This is a genomic window from Photobacterium arenosum (assembly GCF_014841115.1).
In the GTDB taxonomy this organism is placed as follows: Bacteria; Pseudomonadota; Gammaproteobacteria; order Enterobacterales; family Vibrionaceae; genus Photobacterium; species Photobacterium arenosum.
This window is the reverse complement of sequence record NZ_JACYTP010000004.1, coordinates 99041-117173: the sequence shown is the minus strand read 5'-3', so window position 1 is coordinate 117173 and position 18133 is coordinate 99041. Positions and strand designations below refer to the sequence as shown.

Below are 18133 nucleotides of genomic sequence, written 5' to 3'. Positions count from 1 at the left end.
TCAAAGGGAAATTACACCCTTATCACGGCTTTTTTGTTTGATCCTGACGCCATTTCCGTTCGGTAAAGCGCAAATAAAATAAGCCTCTGAACGAGGCTTATTTTGTCTAACACGCTGCGGTGAATGGCAATCAGCTGTCTTGATTATGATCAGGATAAGCAATTTCATAACTGGTGACCCGCTGCAGACCGCGAGGCAGCATAGCGCCTCTTCTGCCGCGCTCACCATAGAAATTCTCCAGATCCGAGACTTTCAGGCCCAGCTTACGTTTCCCTGCGTACAGGGTCAGTTCGCTGCCTGCCGGTAAGACCAGCAAGTGAGACAGAAACTCTTCCCTGGCTTTGGCTCTGGCCGAAGGAATGTTGATAATCTTGTTGCCCTTGCCTTTACCCAGTTGCGGCAGATCCTGAATCGGGAAGATCAGCATGCGGCCTTCATTAGTAATCGCCAGCACCTGATCTTTGCTCAGATCTGAGATCGGCTGGGGCGGCATCACCTCACATTCCGCCGGAACGGACAACAAGGCCTTACCATTGCGGTTCTTGGAGATCATATCGCTGGCCTTGCAGACAAAGCCATAACCGGCATCAGAGGCCATCAGCCAGTATTGCTCTTCTTCAGACATCAGCACCTGACGCACGCTGCTGCCGGCCGTAATATTGAGACGGCCGGTCACAGGTTCACCCTGACTCCGCGCCGAGGGCAGTGTATGGGACTCCAGCGCATAGCTGCGGCCATCGCTGCCAATAAAGATCGCAGGCTGGTTACTCTTACCGCGGGCATGGCTCAGGTAACTGTCGCCAGACTTAAAGTTCAGGCTGCTCGGATCCACCTCATGCCCTTTGGCGTGGCGGATCCAGCCTTTGTCGGACAGCACCACAGTGATAGCTTCACTGGGCAGCAAGTCACGTTCAGTCATCGCCTTGGCTTCAGCACGCTCAACCAGCGGCGAACGGCGATCATCACCGTATGTCTCGGCATCGGCCAGAATTTCTTTCTTCAGCAAAGTGTTCATGCGTCGTTCAGAGCCCAGCAGCAGTTCCAGCTTCTCACGCTCTTTGCTCAGCTCATCCTGCTCGCCGCGGATCTTGATCTCTTCCAGCTTGGCTAACTGGCGTAATTTGATCTCAAGAATGGCTTCGGCCTGCGTCGCACTCAGCCCGAAGCGGCTGATCAGCTCAGCTTTCGGATCGTCTTCCGTGCGGATAATCTCAATCACTTCGTCGATATTGAGATAAGCCGCCAGTAAACCTTCGAGAATGTGCAGGCGCGCCAGCACTTTATCCAGACGGTGCTGCAAACGGCGGCGCACGGTTTCGCGGCGATACACCAGCCATTCTGACAAGATAGTTACCAGACCTTTCACCTGAGGACGGCCATCCAGCCCCAGCATGTTGAGGTTAACCCGGAAACTCTTTTCTAAATCTGTCGACGCAAAGAGGTGCTCCATCAGCTGCTCGGCGTCGATCCGGTTTGAACGCGGTACGATCACAATGCGGGTCGGGTTCTCGTGATCCGATTCATCACGCAAGTCTTCCACCAGCGGCAGCTTCTTCGCGCGCATCATGCCGGCAATCTGCTCCAGCAACTTAGAACCGGACACCTGATGCGGCAGAGCGGTGATAATGATTTCGCCGTTGTCCTTCGACCACACAGCACGCATCTTCACGCTGCCTTTACCGGTACGGTAAATTCTTTTCAGATCCTCGCTGGAAGAGGTGATTTCCGCTTCCGTCGGGTAATCCGGGCCTTTGACGAATTCCATCAAGGCATCCAGATCCGCCTGCGGATGCTCAATCAGATGCACCACGGCATTGGCCACTTCACGGGCGTTATGCGGCGGAATATCCGTCGCCATACCCACGGCAATGCCTGTCACCCCATTGAGTAAAATATGCGGCAGCCGGGCTGGCAGCATAGTCGGCTCTTTCATGGTGCCGTCAAAGTTCAGCCCCCATTCCACCGTGCCCTGGCCCAGCTCGCTCAGCAGGATTTCAGAAAAACGGGACAGACGCGATTCGGTGTAACGCATCGCAGCGAACGATTTCGGATCATCCGGGGCACCCCAGTTCCCCTGACCGTCTACCAGCGGGTAGCGGTATGAGAAGGGCTGCGCCATCAGTACCATGGCTTCGTAGCAGGCCGAGTCGCCGTGCGGGTGGTATTTACCCAGAACGTCACCGACAGTACGGGCCGATTTCTTATATTTGGCTGTGGCGCTCAGGCCCAGCTCTGACATAGCGTAAATAATCCGGCGTTGTACCGGTTTCAGGCCATCGCCGATAAACGGCAGGGCCCGGTCCATGATTACGTACATGGAGTAATTCAGATAGGCATCTTCAGTAAACTTGCGCAGCGGCAGCTGCTCGATACCTTCCATTGAGACATCAGTCATGGTGGCTAAATCCGTGTTGTCCTGATACCTGCCAGTCTGACCGGCAGGCGGAAATCATCAATTGGCGAGGCTCAGACTTCCACGTCGGCCAGATCACCCTTACTCTGCAGCCAGCTACGGCGATCTTCAGCGCGCTTTTTACCCAGCAGCATATCCATCATCAGGATAGTCTGCTCGTCATCATCCACTGTCAGTTGCACCAAACGGCGCGTATTGGGATCCATAGTGGTTTCACGCAGCTGTAAGGGGTTCATCTCACCCAGACCTTTAAAGCGCTGCACATTCACTTTGCCGCGTTTGCCGCTGAGGCGATCGAGAATGCCTTCTTTCTCCGCCTCGTCCAGGGCGTAATACACTTCTTTCCCCAGATCGATACGGTACAAAGGCGGCATGGCGATATACACATGACCGGCTCGCACCAAGGCTTCAAAATGCTTCATGAACAGCGCACATAACAAGGTGGCGATATGCAGACCATCCGAGTCGGCGTCGGCCAGCACACAAATCTTACCGTAGCGCAGGCCGCTCAGATCATCACTGTCCGGGTCAATCCCCAGCGCCACTGAAATATCATGGACTTCCTGTGAGGCCAGTACCTGATCCGCTGACACTTCCCAGGTGTTCAAAATCTTACCGCGCAACGGCATGATCGCCTGAAACACACGATCACGAGCCTGTTTGGCGGAACCGCCTGCTGAGTCACCTTCCACCAGGAAAAGCTCGGTTCTATTGAGATCCTGCATCGAACAGTCGGCCAGTTTGCCCGGTAATGCCGGCCCGCTGGTGATTTTCTTACGCACCACTTTCTTGCTGGCACGCATCCGGCGATGGGCATTGGCAATACATAATTCCGCCAGCTGTTCGGCTATTTGCGGACGCTCATTGAGCCACAGGCTGAATGCATCTTTGACCACGCCCGAGACAAAGGCCGCACACTGGCGGGATGACAGGCGTTCTTTGGTCTGACCGGCAAACTGCGGATCCTGCATTTTCACCGACAGCACATAGGCACAGCGCTCCCAGATATCCTCAGCCGTCAGTTTCACACCGCGCGGCAGCAGATTACGAAATTCACAAAATTCCCGCATCGCATCCAGCAAGCCCTGACGCAGGCCGTTAACATGCGTACCGCCCTGCGCTGTTGGAATCAGGTTCACATAGCTTTCAGTGATTAATTCACCGCCTTCCGGCAACCAGACCACGGCCCAGTCTGCCGCTTCGGTCTGTCCGGTAAAGACACCCGTAAAGGGGGATTCAGGGAGCAGGGTATAGCCCTTGACACCTTCAAACAGGTAATCTTTCAGGCCATCTTCGTAGCACCAGCGTAGGGTTTCGTTGGCTAGTTTGTCAGTGAATACAATTTCCAGGCCAGGGCACAATACCGCCTTGGCTTTCAGCACGCTTTTCAGGCGGCTGACTGAAAACTTCGGGCTGTCGAAATACTTACCATCCGGCCAGAAATGAACACGCGTCCCCTTGGCGCGGCGGCCACAGGTATCAATGACTTCGAGTTCACTGACTTTATCGCCGTTTTCAAAAGCAATCTGATACACCTGTCCGTCACGCTTGACCGTGACTTCGACGCGCTTAGAGAGTGCATTCACTACGGAGATACCGACCCCGTGTAAACCGCCTGAGAATTGATAGTTTTTATTGGAGAATTTGCCGCCTGCGTGGAGTTTACACAGGATCAGCTCGACCCCGGATACCCCTTCTTCCGGGTGAATATCCACAGGCATACCCCGGCCGTCATCAATCACCTCAAGCGATTGATCATCGTGCAGGATCACTTCGACTTTCCTGGCATGGCCAGCCAGGGCTTCATCGACACTGTTGTCGATGACTTCCTGACCCAGGTGGTTTGGCCGCGCCGTGTCGGTATACATGCCAGGGCGACGTCGAACCGGCTCTAGGCCGTTCAGAACCTCAATGGCTCCAGCGTTATAGCTTTGGTCTGTCATAGATTCGGAAAGTTACGAGAAAATGTTGCCACAATAGTCAGTAACCTCAGCCTTGATGTCAAGCTGAGGCTAATACGAGTCAATAAACAATGCCATGCCCGAAAGCACGCTGCGAAACAGTTATAAACCTAAAAAGCGGACAATATCGGCGGGATAACGATTAAATCCAATGAAACTGTGATCGCCGTTCGGTTCTACCGTCTGACGACAGGCTGCATACTTTTCCACCGCCTGACGGTAGTCCAGCACTTCATCACCTTCCTGCTGCAACAACCACAGTAAATCCGGCTGATTCAGCTCTGGAATCTCCAGCACCTTCAGCTCATCCATATGAGGCGGCGACAAAGCGTACTTCTCTTGCGTATACGGATTTACCTGCTCTCCCAGATAATCTGTCAGCAGCTCAAAAGGCTTCACGGCCGGATTGACCAGCACAGCAGGCAAATGATGCCGCTGGCTCAGCCAGGTGGCCAGATAGCCGCCCAGCGAGCTGCCGACCAGGCCAATGCGATACGCCGACTTTAAGTCAGTCACTAATGTATCAATAGCGTGCGCCGCCTGGCTCGGGTAAGACGGTAATTGTGGGATCTCGAGCCGGATATCAGGCCGGTTCGCCTGGCAGTATTGTGCCATGAGCCGGGCTTTCATCGATTGCGGCGAGCTATTAAAACCGTGCAGATAAAGCAGTAAAGATTCCATCAGTAACCTGCGGCGTCAAACTGGGGCGAGAAGGTGCGCTGGCGCACCCGTTCGACTTTGGTATCAATGTCGCCGTTCGCTTGCAGACTCAGCCAACGCCATCCGGGGTTGGACTGATCCAGAGCAAAATCATTGGAGTCAGGTTTAAACTGAATACAGGTCGACGGCGTGGCCAACACCCGAACTCCCTGATGCAGCACATCCAGTTCCTGATGGATATGTCCGCATAATACGGCTTTCACCTGAGGATACTCAGAGACCACTTGCCAAAAGGCCTGATGATTTTTCAGCTGATGCTGATCCAGCCAGCGGCTGCCGGCAGCCAGTGGATGATGGTGCAGCAGCACCAGTGCATGGCGGTCCGGGTGGGCAGCCAGAGCCTGATCAAGCATCTGAAGCTGCGCCTGGCTTAATTCACCGTGTGGTACGCCCACCACCTGACTGTCGAGCAGAATCACCTGCCAGCGCTCACCGGCCAGTACCTGATCACAGGCCTTGATCTGCGGTGAGGGCAGCACGCTTTTCATGCTGGGTTGATAGTCGTGGTTACCGGGCAGCCAGAAACAGGGTTGCACCCAGCGTCCGATCCCATCGGCAAAGCGCTGATAAGAGGCTGGTGTGTGATCCTGCGAGATATCACCCGTTGCAATAATGGCGTGAAACGGGCGTAGCTGAGCCGCCACTTCGTCGAGTACGGCATGAAAGCTGTCTTTTGTTGCCACGCCCAGCAGGCTGCCCTTGGCATCCGCAAACAAATGGGTGTCGGTCAGTTGCAGCAAAAGTACACTATCTGAATTATCCTGCGGCAGAGAATAGGTCTGCAAAACGTCAAAACCTTGTTGAATGAAATCGTTAATAAACCGATTGCTTACTGAGACCGTTCTTCAGGCAGTAAGCCAGCCAATCTCCCAAAAAGCGATTAACCTGATGTTTTTCATCTTTTTGGTGCATCCGCATATTGGGGTAATCATACCTTGGCTTCAAACGTGAAATCTGCTGAATAGAACACACTTCTGCCACCCTGGCGTCATGATAAAGCCGCACTTTAAAGGTGGGTACCAGGTATTCAGGCAAGCCTGTATCGGTTTCCATTTGCAGCTGAATCAGCGTGGTGTAGCGGGTTGATTCCAATATCCTGAGCTTATAATCATGGCCGCCGACCTGATAGGCACACTCCTCCCCTACCGCTTCACTTTTTGGCAGTAATGGAAGCAACTTCGCATAGTTGGTTTCATATAAACGCATGATACCCGCGAGATCGACCGTGTACCTTCTGTTCACAACTTGTCCTTAACCCAATCGGCCTGCAGTTGGTGATAGTGTAATTGCAACCATTGTAGCGCAATGATGCTGGCCGCATTTTCTATTTTACCAGACACCACCCAATCATACGCTTCTTCACGGCTGACCACATGCACCTTGATATCCTCACCTTCGTCTTCAAGCCCGTGAATACCGGCTGCCAGGCGGCTATCGACACAACCGGCATAGACACTCAGGGTTTCCGAGCACCCGCCTGAGCTAGACAGATAGCGGGTAATATGGGCAAGTTGATCTACCTGGATGCCCGCTTCTTCCACCGCTTCCCGGCTGACCACCTCTTCCGCGTTTTCGCCAGGCTCAATGATTCCAGCCACAATTTCCAGTTGCCAGGGCTGGCAATCGCCAGCCAGGGCGCCAATTCGGAACTGCTCCACCAGTACCACCTGATCACGCACAGGATCGTACGGCAGCAAGGCCGCCGCATGGCCACGCTCCAGCAGTTCACGGGTCAGAGTCTGGCTCCAGCCGCCGGCAAACAAGCGATGGCGAAAACGGAATGCTTTCAGGCTGAAGAAACCCTGATAAAGCGTTTCTTCATGCTCCACTTCGACATCCATCGCGCCGAGCGCTCCCGGGTTATTTCTGGACGAGTCAGACATCGGTAATCTCCATGTCATGGGCCTTTCACAATTATCGCTCAGGCTCACTTGGGGCCACAGTAAACCAAAACGGCATTTTTTCATTCATCGCTATTATGACGCAATGGCTGAGCTCAACTTTTTTAATAAATGTTGCAGTTATATTTAACTCAACTCAAAAATGAACACCCGTGATCTGGCGACTAATGTTAAACTGGTACAATATTACTTTCTTACAAGTAAATTTTTGCTGGTCAATGATGGGAATCAACCACTACCGTTGCGACACCTGTACAAAAAGATTGCAATTTCCTTCAATAAACAGCATGTTCTTTTGTTAAATTTGCACAAAAAAATCACAATTGATCAGTTTCAAGCAAGCTATCATCAGGTAAACTGAACATTGCACATTATTTTGTCAGGACCAGGAAAAAGCATTCATGAAAAAATTGCTTCCGCTTTATCTAGGCTTAGCACTGGGTAGCCTCAGCCCATTTGCCATGGCTGACGATCTTGCCGATATCTATGAACAAGCCAAACAGAACGACCCTCAGCTGCTACGGGCCGCGGCTGATAAAGATACCGCTTTCGAAGCGATTAATTCATCCCGCAGTACGCTATTGCCTCAAATCAATCTGACTGCCGGATTGCAGGCCTCCCGCCTGGACATCGATGATGAAGGATTTAACGGCGGTCTGAGTCTGAGTCAGTCGCTGTATAATCGCGCCAGCTGGGTCAACCTTGATATCAGCGAAAAACAAGCCCGTCAAAGCGATGCCAGCTATGCCGTGGCTCAGCAAAACCTGATTTTGCGTGTATCCACCGCCTACTTCTCAGTATTACGTGCAATGGACGATTTAGAGTTCGTACGTGCCGAAAAAGCGGCCGTTGGCCGTCAGCTGGAGCAGACCAAACAGCGCTTTGAAGTCGGCTTGTCTGCCATCACTGACGTACACGATGCACAGGCTCAGTATGACAGCGTTCTGGCTGATGAAATCCTGAAAGAAAACGCCCTGACCAACAGCTATGAAGAACTGCGTGAAATCACGGGTCAGGCGCATAAAGATCTTTCTGTCCTGGATACCCAGCGCTTCTCCGCCAGCAGCCCGAACAATACTGTTCGCACCCTGCTTGAAAACGCAGAAAGCGAAAACCTGACACTGCTAAGTGCCCGTATTGCTCAGGACGTCTCGCGCGACCGTATTGCACTGGCTGAGTCAGGGCATTTGCCAACACTGAGCTTTGATGCCGGCTACAGCTACAACGACATGCAGCAAGGCCTGAGCAGCGATGAAGGAACCATTTCTGCAGGCATTAACCTGAATCTGCCGGTTTACACGGGTGGTCGGGTAACCTCTGAAGTGAAACAAGCCCAATACGCTTACGTCTCCTCCAGTGAGACTCTGGAAGAAACCTACCGCGGCGTAGTCAAGAATGTGCGGGCTTTCTATAACAACATCAACGCATCTATTGGCGCTCTGAAGGCTTACCAGCAGTCGGTGATCTCGGCCCGTTCAGCACTGGAAGCCACCGAAGCCGGTTTTGATGTCGGTACCCGTACTATTGTTGACGTTCTGGACGCAACCCGCCGTTTGTATGATGCCAACCGTCAGCTGGCTACTGCCCGCTACGATTACATTATCAGCCAGTTGCAGCTCAAGCAGGCTGTCGGTTCGCTCAATGAGCAGGACATTCTGGATGTCAACACAGGTCTTATCCCGGTCAAAAAATAAGATCGCAAAAAAAGACGCAATTATGCCCTGAAACAAAAAAAGCGCCTGCAATGGCGCTTTTTTTGTAGGTTCAGCTCACTCTGTAGCCATAGTTTCAGTGCCATCGCCTCGGTAGCTGTGGCCTCAGTAACTGTGGCCTTGGTAACTGTGGTCTTGGTAACAATGGCCTCAGTCACAGTGGCCGCAGACACTCAATCGCTGTGCTGCGGCCTGCACCGAACAGCCTGTCAGCCTTTACCGCCGCGAATCGCTTCGATAATTTCTGTGGTTGAACAGCCGTCTTCAAAGTTCAGTACACGTACTGCACCGCCGTTGGCAATCACTTCCTGGCCACCGGCAATTTGCTCAGGTTTATAATCACCGCCTTTCACCAGCAGATCCGGCAGGATCTCGCTGATCAGGCGCTGAGGCGTATCTTCTTTGAACGGCACGACCCAGTCTACCGCAGCCAGACCGGCCAGTACGGCCATACGGCGATCTTCAGGGTTCACCGGACGTCCCGCCCCTTTCAGAGCCCGCACTGAACTGTCGGCATTCACCGCTACAATCAGGCGATCACCCAACTTGGCGGCTTCATTCAGATAAGCCACGTGCCCGGCATGCAGGATGTCAAAGCAACCATTGGTCATCACCACTTTTTCGCCACGGGCCTTGGCCGCCAGTACCGCTTGTTTAAGCTGGCTTTCGGCCATCACCCCAAAACCACTGTCCTGGCTGCCATGCACCGCATTGGTCAGCTCAATAGTCGACAGGGTTGAAGTACCCAGTTTACCAACCACTACGCCAGCGGCGGCATTGGCCAGCTTGCAGGCATCAGACAGGGATTTACCGGCCGACAGCGAAGCTGCCAGTACCGAAATCACTGTATCGCCGGCACCGGTGACATCGTACACCTCTTTAGCCTGTGTAGGCATGTGCAGCGGCTCCTGGCCTTTCTGCAGCAAGGTCATACCATGCTCGCTACGCGTGATCAGCAAGGCCTCCAGATCAAATTTCTCGATCAACGCCAGCCCTTTTTCCACCAGCTCTTCATCGGTTTTCGCTTTACCGGCAACCGCTTCGAATTCAGTCAGGTTGGGCGTTAACATAGTCGCGCCGCGATAACGCTCGAAATCTGTCCCTTTCGGGTCGATCAGCACTGCCACACCGAAGCGGCGTCCCAGTTCGATCATTGCGCGGACATGTTCCAGCGCCCCTTTGGCATAATCGGACAGTATCATTGCTTTCACGTTCGGCAACGCCTGTTCAAGCCGTGGCAGAATCAGGTCGACATCCACATCGTGGAAACCTTCTTCAAAATCCAGGCGGATCAGTTGCTGCCCGCGGCTCATCACGCGCAGCTTAGTGATGGTGGGATAATCCGGCAGGGAGACAAAATCACAACGCACTTTGAGCGATGCCAACTTTTCATTGAGCGCCCGCGCAGCATCATCAATGCCTGTCAGGCCAACCAGGCGAGCGTGCCCGCCCAGGGCGGCAATATTCATGGCTACGTTGGCAGCACCGCCGGGACGCTCTTCAATCTGGTCCACTTTCACAACGGGTACCGGCGCTTCCGGGGAAATCCGTCCAGTCGGGCCAGTCCAGTAGCGGTCCAGCATTACATCACCCACAACCAGCACACTGGCTTGGTCATAATCAGGCAGTGTCAGTTTCATTCTTCTCTCCGGAACGGTAAAAACAGCGGAATATTATCATAAAAGCCTGTACTGCATACAGGCAGGGCATGTCACTGGCATCGGGTTAACACTCAGGGGCTGCGTTGGGTTCTGGCCGAAAAATGGTTTGCCACAGTTGTGTCACCAGGTGTCGCTCTGCCGTAAACTGGCTGTCATCGACATAGGCATCGTGACCGAGCAAATTCAGGCGGTGAATTTCATCACGCAGCGTGCAATATGCCTGAATCAGCGCCATCACCTGCTCCTCTTCCAGTACCCCTTTGGCTGCCATGGTTTCAAACAAGCGAATATTATCGGACCAGCGGGTTAATGCCGGCTGACCGGCGCAATGGCGTAACACCAGATACTGAGTAATAAATTCAATGTCCGTAATGCCGCCGGGATCCTGTTTCAGGCCAAACTGCCCCGGTTTTTTCGTGCCGAGGTGCTGGCGCATTTTCTCGCGCATCTCCATCACCTCCTGACGCAGCGCACCGGCGTCACGCGGGCGTGATAATATGTCGGCTCTGACCTGATCAAAACCGGCCCTGAGTACCGGATCGCCATACACTATACGCGCACGCACCAGCGCCTGATGCTCCCAGGTCCAGGCTTCCTGTGCCTGATAGGCCGCAAAGGCGTCCAGCGGGCTGACCAGCAACCCGGATGCGCCAGACGGACGCAAACGGACATCAACCTCATACAAGACGCCGGATGAGGTACGGGTAGAGAACAAGTGGACGATTCTCTGCGTCAGCCGCAGGTAGAACTGACGACCGTCAATGGCTTTATCGCCATTGGTGTACACCTCTGTCGGGCAGTCATGCAGGAAGACCAGATCCAGATCGGAACCGTAGCCCAGCTCCAGCCCCCCCAGCTTGCCGTAGCCGATCACACCAAAACCGGTACTGTTACGCTCAGCCAGATGTGACGGCTCACCATACTTAGCCACCATCTGTAACCAGGCCTGCTTGACTACAGCAGCGATAATCGCTTCCGCCAGATAGGTCAGGTGATCACTGACTTTCATCAGAGGCAGCACATCAGCAATGTCCGCCGCCGCAATACGCAGTAACTGCGCCTGCTTAAACTGGCGGATGGCTTCCATCTGCTGCTCCATGTCTTCTTCCGGGATTCGTGCCAGGTACTCTTGCAACTCAGACTGGTACTGATCCAGAGGCACAGGATTGTACAAGTGCTGAGGATCGAGTAATTCATCGAGTAGAATGGGATACTGAGCCAGCTGCTCTGCCACCATAGAGCTGGCCGCACAGAGCCTAACCAGGTGATCCAGCGCGCCGGGATGTTCGCTCAGCAATTCCAGATAGGTGGTCCGGGTGGCAATGCGGACAATCAGGCGGGAGACACGATCCAGCACCACAGGTGCATCTGCACGGGTGACAATACGCACCAGCACTTCGGGCATCAGGCGGGCCAGTACTTCACGGCCTCTCGGCCCTATAGTGCGCTTGGCCAGCTCCGCTTTCATATGGCTCAGCACTTCAGCCTGACGGGCGGCATCCGGGGCGGCCACATCATTCAGAATCGCTGTTACCAGTTCTTCATCCTCAATCATGGTCCACATTTCATGATAAGGCTGCGCCGCGGCGTCATGACTGTCTTCCTCATCGGCCCCGATAATCTCGTCGAACACTTGATGGATCTCAGCCATGTGCTGCTGAATCTGCTGTTGCAGTCCGTGCCAGTCGGCGCATCCCATCGCGGTGGCGAGCCGTATTCTGTCCAGCTCGGTATCCGGCAGCGTCTGCGTCTGTTTGTCATTGATGGCCTGTAACAGGTTTTCCAGACGGCGCAAAAAAGCATACCCCTGCTCCAGATGCTGTACCTGCTCTGCCGGCAATAACCCCAGAGCATTGACGGCATCCAGCGTTTCCCGCAGGCCACGGTGCCGCAGGCTGGGCTCTCGCCCGCCACGGATTAACTGGAAGGATTGTGCGATAAATTCGACTTCGCGGATCCCGCCCGCGCCGAGTTTGATGTTATTGCTCAGACCGCGACGGCGAACCTCTGAGCTGATCATGGATTTCATCCGGCGCAGTGACTGTATCGCACTGAAATCAATATAGCGGCGAAAGACAAAAGGACGCAGCATCTGCCGCAGAGCCTGATAATGGCCAGCGCTTTCGTTACCCATGACTTTGGCTTTGATCATGGCGTATCGTTCCCACTCCCTGCCCTGTTCCTGATAGTAATCTTCCAGTGCGGCGTAGCTCATGACCAGAGGGCCACTGTCGCCAAACGGACGCAGACGCATGTCGACCCGATAGCAAAAGCCGTCAACTGTCTGTTGATCCAGCGCCTTGATCAGTCTTTGTCCCAGACGGGTAAAAAACTGGGCGTTGGCAATGCTGCGCCGTCCGCCCTGAGTTTCGCCGTTTTCCGGATAAGTAAAAATCAAATCGATATCTGAAGAGAAATTCAGCTCACCGCCACCCAGTTTACCCATGCCCAGGATCAGCATAGGCTGGGGCTCACCGTCAGCATTGACTGGGGTGCCATATTCTTGGCAACACTGCGCGTAAAGCCAGTTATAAGCTTCCATGATCAGCGCTTCGGCAAGGCAGGACAGGTGCGACAAGCTTTGGCTCAGGGTGGCGCGGCCGGTAAAATCGCGCCAGGCAATCCACACCATTTCACGGCGACGAAAGGCGCGCAGCTCCCTTAACAACACGGTTTCGTCAACCACTGCTGACAGGGCTTCCCTGAGCTCAGAACGGTATTGCTCGGCGCGCTCCCCGACAGTCAGGGCTTGGGGCAGCCAGGACAGTAAATCACCATCCTGCACCAGAGAGGTCTGTATGAAATCACTGAGACCGAGCACGGCACTCAGTTCGTCGTTCAAATCCGATGGCCACTGGGCCAATGCATTCGGGTGAGCCTGCTGCAACTTTTCCAGAGCCTGTTCAGCAGCGTGTTGCAAGAGTGCGTGTGTCATATCAATTCCTTGGCAATCAGTCGGGGCTGTCCGCCCAGCATCGCAGTCAACCACCCGAGCCTGGTCAGGTTTCTCAGGTATAAGCAATAAGATAACGGATTACGACAACAACGCCACCTGTCGGTGGGCGTGTGAGTCTAAAAATGGCGCGAAGAACAGTCTGGGATCTGTCAGATGCGGAAGGCCTGAATTTTCTGTTCCAAATCGGCTGACTGGCCTTTCATCGTATCCGCCGTTTCTGTCAGTTCAGTGACTACCACCACAGAAGCTTCCACTAATTCCCTTACATTATTCAGATTTTGGTTCATCTCTTCCGCCACCGCGCTTTGCTGTTCAGAGGCAGTCGCAATCTGGAAGTTCATGTCATTGATGCGCTGAACCTGCTGGACAATCTTATCCAGCTCCCCGCCTGCGCTGGTCACCAGATCCACCCCTTCAGCGGCCTCAACCACACTTTGCTCCATCAGACCAACAGCCTGCTTGGCACTGTCTTGCAGCTGACCAATCATGTCCTGAATTTCGACAGTGGCCACCTGGGTACGTTGCGCCAGGTTACGCACTTCATCAGCCACCACGGCAAATCCTCGTCCGGCATCACCGGCCCGTGCGGCTTCAATGGCGGCATTGAGTGCCAGCAGGTTAGTTTGCTCGGAAATACCCTGAATGGTGACAATCACGCTGCCAATTTTTTCAACCCGGCTTTCAACCTGAGTCACGGCCTCAGCAGAGGCACGGATATCGGTGGACAGCTGATCTATGGTGGCGATCGTTTTCACCACAAATTCCTGCCCCTGATGGGCCTGTTTCGCCGTCCCCTCGGTGGCACCGGAGGCTTCACGTGCATGCTCGGCCACGGTTTGCACCGTAGAGGTCATTTCGCTCATGGCAGAAGCCAGCTGGTCAATCTCATGAAACTCTTCCTGCGCCGACTCTTTGGTTTCCTGCATGCTCATTGACATCACATCCGCCAGCTCATGCAGTTCACCCGAAACGCTGCGTTGATTCTGAATCACCGCTTTGAGCTGAATGCGGGTACGTTCCAGCTCGCGCGCCAAATCCCCGTATTCATCCTGACAGTTCATCACTATCGGCTGAGAAAGATCACGGTTGGCCAGACGCTTAATGGCATCGGCCAGATAGCCGGTCTGACGCAGCATCAGGCTGGCAGCCCCTAACAGCAACACCATAAAAGCCAGGATCATCAAGGCCGTCTGCCAGGCTATCTGCACCATATAGGCACTGTAGTAACTGTCCGCATAATCGGCAGACTGTGAAGCGATCACTAACCAGTGAGCGCTGCCGGCCAGAGGCACGGCAAATTCAAATCGCTTGCCGCCGTCCAGGGTAAGTGCGCGCTCACTGCTTAACTGAGACAGCACAGTGCCGAGCGGCTGGCCATCTTCGGCAGAGCGGCTCAGCGCCTTGATCTGCTCAGCATCCGGATGACCCAGCACCCGGCCGTTTTCTGTGTTAACCAGATAGTAATACGCACCGTCCACACTTTTTTGCGCCTGTACCGCAGCCAGAGCCATCGCCTGTCCCTGCTCCCCCTGAGACAAGAGGCTGCTAAACATAGCCGCTTGTTTTTGTGCCTGCTCTCTGACTTGCTCTTTCTGAATATCAATGACTGACTGATAGAAAATACTGGCGTCCCACAATTGTTTCCCTACCAGTAATAAGGTACTGAATACCATCAGTACGATGAGTTTGGGCACTAACCTGATATTACTCAGCCCTTTTTCCCAGGGTTTGAAAGCCATGTCAGCCATAATTATTATCTCTCCTTTGTCCTAGGATCTGTTGATCCTAAAGCGGTTCAGTCCTCGAACGCTTCGAATCATCGGCCTGGCTGCAAGGAGCCAGTATTGAATAAGTTGTCTGCAAACTGACAAAAACGCCGTCTGCGCTCAGAACAGGCTTGCAATTGACTCAACAACACCAGTAAATTCAACTTGCCAGCGGTACCAAGTATCATATATGTCTGTATTAAATATCTGAAATTGAATGATGAAAAAGATCGATGGTGTCAAACATGAACTGAATCCCATGAGTCTGGTGGCACTCGTATTGTCATTCGTGTCACTGGCTCTGGTCACCAGCCTGTTCTTTATTCCGCGTGAAGACAGGGTCTATTCACTGTTTATCACCATAGATACGCTAATCTGTCTGGTTTTCTGGCTCCAGCTCACCGGTGATCTGCTGCGAAGCCAGAACAAAAAAGCCTTCCTGAAAACACACTGGCCCGATTACCTTGCCAGCATACCTATCATCGAGCCGTTACGCTTTATGCGCCTGGTGCAGATCTTCCGGGTGTTACGTCTGATTCGCTCCGGCCAGCAGCTTTTGCAGCATATTCTGGATTACCGGCGCGAAGCCACCATAGCCACTATTGTTTTGCTTCTCACTGTACTGGTTACCGTCGGCTCCTCCTTGATCCTTATCATTGAAAGCCACGATCCCAATGCCAATATTCACTCGGCCGATGATGCTATCTGGTGGGTCTTTGTCACTATCTCCACTGTGGGCTACGGGGATCACTATCCGGTGACGACACTGGGTAAAATACTGGCAACCGTGATTATTACCTGCGGTGTTGGCCTGTTCGGTATGGTGGCAGGTTTGATCAGCTCGTTTGTGTCAGACCCCGACAGACACAAGCCCGCCATCCACCACCATGATCAAAAGCACTGGGACAAAATTCTTGATAACCAGAATCTGCTGCTCAAGCGTATTGATGATCTTGAGCAGCGCCTGACTGAATCAACTCAGCACAGCGGAAAAGAAAACGAAAAATAACACAGCCACCAAAGGCAGTGGTTGAGGGGAAACAACAAAAAACGCCTTCTGAGTCAGAAGGCGTTAACGGCGGCAATGGCGTATGGGATAAAGATTATGGCCAGTAAGGCGGCTGTGCCAGACCTATCTGACGGCTTTGATCCATCGCATGCAGCAGGGAGTCTTCCTTGCGGTGCAGCCATTTATCGATCTGCTTGCGATCTTCTTCATCTTCGTAGTCAGGCTGAAGGGAGCGAATCGGCTCAAGCTGACGCAAGTCTTCCATGCCCTGCAGAATATCCAGCCACGGGCTGCGGAACACTTCGCGGCGCTCATCTTCATATAAAGAAGCAAAACACAGGCCGCCCACCAGATTACGCAGCAGTCTTGCCTGCTGGTCGAGATAATCTGCCCGGCTGAGCGCTCGCTTCTCACTGAAGGCCTCTGCCAGCTCTTCCCAGGCTTTCGACAAGGCCGAATCGGCAAATGACTTCGCCGATGCCGCCAGCCGCTCTCTGGCTTTTTCGTCCAGGAAAGGTTGCCATCCGCGGCTCAGCAGCCAGCTGCTCAGGTTAAGCAGCAAATTACAGTAACGCGCCGATTTGAACAGACGCAGAATATCATCCGGCTCCGGCAGTTCTTCCTGACGTTCTTTGAGCTGTTTGACCAGAGATTTTCTGGCATTGAGCTTTTTCAGCGCATGGCCTTTTTCGGCCAGCCAGCGTTGTATCGCGTCCGCTTCTTGCAGCCAGATCAGCTCACCTTCAAGCCAGGTCAGTTCCTGACGAAGCTGCGCGCTGGCCCGGCGAGGTATCATGCTGCCATACACCACCAGGGTCTGGCGGATCAGGGAAATCGAATGGCTGATCTCAGTCAGTGCCGGCAATGCCTGACGCTCAACATAGATCTGCTCGTGATAATGCCAGTGCGCCAGCGCATGCTCCATGGCAATCACTAACGCATTTTCTGATGAGACATCCGCAGCAAGAGGCACATAAGATAGAGGCAACACGTCATCCCCCTGATGCCCGGCAGCAAGACGATAGCCTCTTGCCGCTTTACTCAGGTTCCCCAGACGCATGCCACCTTCTTCACACAGTTCGCGAGCCAGAGTGAACAAGGCATCGGTCTGGCCGGATTTCAGCTCCAGTTCCACTTCGCATATCGGCTCACTGCTGTCATTGGCACGCACTTCACCCTGATCGAATGCTAGTTCGATCTGGCTACCATCCGGCATAGCAATCAACCACTGCTGGCGTTCAAAGTCGGTAGAGAATAAAGGCGAGATTTGGCTGGAAATAGCCGCAATATCAAAGTGCTCAGGCCAGGCATCGCTCGGATGTAAGGCTAAATCCGGTTGCGGGCCGTTGAGTTCAGCATTGTATTCGGGGCGCTGATGCAGTCCTGCAACAACACGTCCGGCTGTCTTAAGGGTCTGAATATAAACATCATCAATGCGGCGAACCCGCAAGCCGATGTCGTGCTGACGAAGAATTTGCTCAGGGGTATCAAAGTAAATGTTACCCAGTCGTTTACTGCTTTGCTGCAAGATTTTGGCTTGAGCAATCTTCCGCAATAACTGACCCGAAAAATCCGCTGAGACGAAAAACTTCAGTTCTATCTCGGTTTCCATAATTGTCCCTATAAACGGTAGCCAGCCAAGGATATTGGCTAATCCGGCCTGTAGCAAGCAAGAAATCTCCAGAAATAGGCGTACAAAATGTGTTTCCCTGTACTAAGTTATACGTTAACATGCGCGCCATAGGGCCTGTTGACCTTTGGACTATTTGCTCTAACCAGTGCTGAAAAAGCGCTAATCAAGGCACGAATCATGGAGTTTAGTGCGCTAAATAAATGATGAGTAACGCAGAGAAGCGCTTGTTCTCCTCAACCTGATGGGGCGGTGGGGACAATTCTGGCTCGTGACGTTACCCTCTTTCTCTAGCTCTCTTTCCGCCATACCATTCCTGCCTTTTTAAAGCATAGAACTCGCCTCTTTTCGGGTCGATACTCCAAAGGCAACAGGCTCTGATCCATCGCTCAAGATTTCGCCTT

At 53.4% G+C, this 18133-nt stretch carries 12 protein-coding genes; 2 read left to right on the top strand and 10 right to left on the bottom strand.

Annotated features, from left to right (window positions below; genetic code table 11):
- Positions 1–130: 130 nt before the first annotated feature.
- The 6 genes from parC to nudF form a co-directional block, all read right to left on the bottom strand.
- Entirely contained in the window at positions 131–2395 is a 2265-nt protein-coding gene (gene parC / locus IFO68_RS08305; protein WP_192015470.1) for a DNA topoisomerase IV subunit A, read from the bottom strand.
- 71 nt (positions 2396–2466) lie between these two features.
- Entirely contained in the window at positions 2467–4356 is a 1890-nt protein-coding gene (gene parE / locus IFO68_RS08300; RefSeq protein WP_192015469.1) for a DNA topoisomerase IV subunit B, read from the bottom strand.
- 120 nt (positions 4357–4476) lie between these two features.
- Positions 4477–5055, bottom strand: a complete 579-nt coding sequence (yqiA, locus tag IFO68_RS08295; protein WP_192015468.1) for an esterase YqiA — start codon at positions 5053–5055, stop codon at positions 4477–4479.
- On the bottom strand, positions 5055–5879 hold the full coding sequence (cpdA, locus tag IFO68_RS08290; protein ID WP_192015467.1) for a 3',5'-cyclic-AMP phosphodiesterase: 825 nt from the start codon (positions 5877–5879) through the stop codon (positions 5055–5057). Before cpdA ends, yqiA begins: the two co-directional genes overlap by 1 nt.
- A 28-nt stretch (positions 5880–5907) precedes the next feature.
- Positions 5908–6336: a DUF1249 family protein gene (locus IFO68_RS08285; protein WP_192015466.1), complete on the bottom strand. Its 429-nt coding sequence runs from the start codon at positions 6334–6336 to the stop codon at positions 5908–5910.
- The gene (nudF, locus tag IFO68_RS08280; protein ID WP_225445134.1) at positions 6333–6977 is read right to left on the bottom strand and encodes an ADP-ribose diphosphatase; all 645 of its coding nucleotides are present in this window, start codon (positions 6975–6977) and stop codon (positions 6333–6335) included. The genes IFO68_RS08285 and nudF overlap by 4 nt, the downstream gene beginning before the upstream one ends.
- Before the next feature lie 419 nt (positions 6978–7396).
- On the opposite strand from nudF, the gene tolC reads away from it, so the two are divergent.
- Entirely contained in the window at positions 7397–8689 is a 1293-nt protein-coding gene (tolC, locus tag IFO68_RS08275; protein WP_192015464.1) for an outer membrane channel protein TolC, read from the top strand.
- 227 nt (positions 8690–8916) lie between these two features.
- Here tolC and hldE read toward each other — a convergent pair whose 3' ends face one another.
- The 3 genes from hldE to IFO68_RS08260 form a co-directional block, all read right to left on the bottom strand.
- Positions 8917–10347 carry a bifunctional D-glycero-beta-D-manno-heptose-7-phosphate kinase/D-glycero-beta-D-manno-heptose 1-phosphate adenylyltransferase HldE gene (gene hldE / locus IFO68_RS08270; RefSeq protein WP_192015463.1) on the bottom strand — a complete coding sequence of 477 codons (1431 nt, stop codon included), beginning with the start codon at positions 10345–10347 and terminating at the stop codon, positions 8917–8919.
- An 85-nt stretch (positions 10348–10432) separates the two neighbouring features.
- On the bottom strand, positions 10433–13303 hold the full coding sequence (gene glnE / locus IFO68_RS08265; protein ID WP_192015462.1) for a bifunctional [glutamate--ammonia ligase]-adenylyl-L-tyrosine phosphorylase/[glutamate--ammonia-ligase] adenylyltransferase: 2871 nt from the start codon (positions 13301–13303) through the stop codon (positions 10433–10435).
- 170 nt (positions 13304–13473) lie between these two features.
- On the bottom strand, positions 13474–15072 hold the full coding sequence (locus IFO68_RS08260; protein WP_192015461.1) for a methyl-accepting chemotaxis protein: 1599 nt from the start codon (positions 15070–15072) through the stop codon (positions 13474–13476).
- A gap of 238 nt (positions 15073–15310) precedes the next feature.
- Between IFO68_RS08260 and IFO68_RS08255 the strand changes: the two genes are divergently transcribed.
- Positions 15311–16099: a potassium channel family protein gene (locus tag IFO68_RS08255; RefSeq protein WP_192015673.1), complete on the top strand. Its 789-nt coding sequence runs from the start codon at positions 15311–15313 to the stop codon at positions 16097–16099.
- A gap of 94 nt (positions 16100–16193) precedes the next feature.
- On the opposite strand, the gene IFO68_RS08250 is transcribed toward IFO68_RS08255, so the two are convergent.
- Positions 16194–17711, bottom strand: a complete 1518-nt coding sequence (locus tag IFO68_RS08250) for a CYTH and CHAD domain-containing protein (RefSeq protein WP_192015460.1) — start codon at positions 17709–17711, stop codon at positions 16194–16196.
- Between the last annotated feature and the right edge of the window lie 422 nt (positions 17712–18133).

What these genes read in the sequence shown, in the direction of transcription:
- parC (WP_192015470.1), bottom strand. Translation starts at nt 2,395, where the DNA reads ATGACTGATGTCTCAATGGAAGGTATCGAGCAGCTGCCGCTGCGCAAG.
- parE (WP_192015469.1), bottom strand. Translation starts at nt 4,356, where the DNA reads ATGACAGACCAAAGCTATAACGCTGGAGCCATTGAGGTTCTGAACGGC.
- yqiA (WP_192015468.1), bottom strand. Translation starts at nt 5,055, where the DNA reads ATGGAATCTTTACTGCTTTATCTGCACGGTTTTAATAGCTCGCCGCAA.
- nudF (WP_225445134.1), bottom strand. Translation starts at nt 6,977, where the DNA reads ATGTCTGACTCGTCCAGAAATAACCCGGGAGCGCTCGGCGCGATGGAT.
- tolC (WP_192015464.1), top strand. Translation starts at nt 7,397, where the DNA reads ATGAAAAAATTGCTTCCGCTTTATCTAGGCTTAGCACTGGGTAGCCTC.
- hldE (WP_192015463.1), bottom strand. Translation starts at nt 10,347, where the DNA reads ATGAAACTGACACTGCCTGATTATGACCAAGCCAGTGTGCTGGTTGTG.
- glnE (WP_192015462.1), bottom strand. Translation starts at nt 13,303, where the DNA reads ATGACACACGCACTCTTGCAACACGCTGCTGAACAGGCTCTGGAAAAG.
- IFO68_RS08260 (WP_192015461.1), bottom strand. Translation starts at nt 15,072, where the DNA reads ATGGCTGACATGGCTTTCAAACCCTGGGAAAAAGGGCTGAGTAATATC.
- IFO68_RS08255 (WP_192015673.1), top strand. Translation starts at nt 15,311, where the DNA reads ATGAAAAAGATCGATGGTGTCAAACATGAACTGAATCCCATGAGTCTG.
- IFO68_RS08250 (WP_192015460.1), bottom strand. Translation starts at nt 17,711, where the DNA reads ATGGAAACCGAGATAGAACTGAAGTTTTTCGTCTCAGCGGATTTTTCG.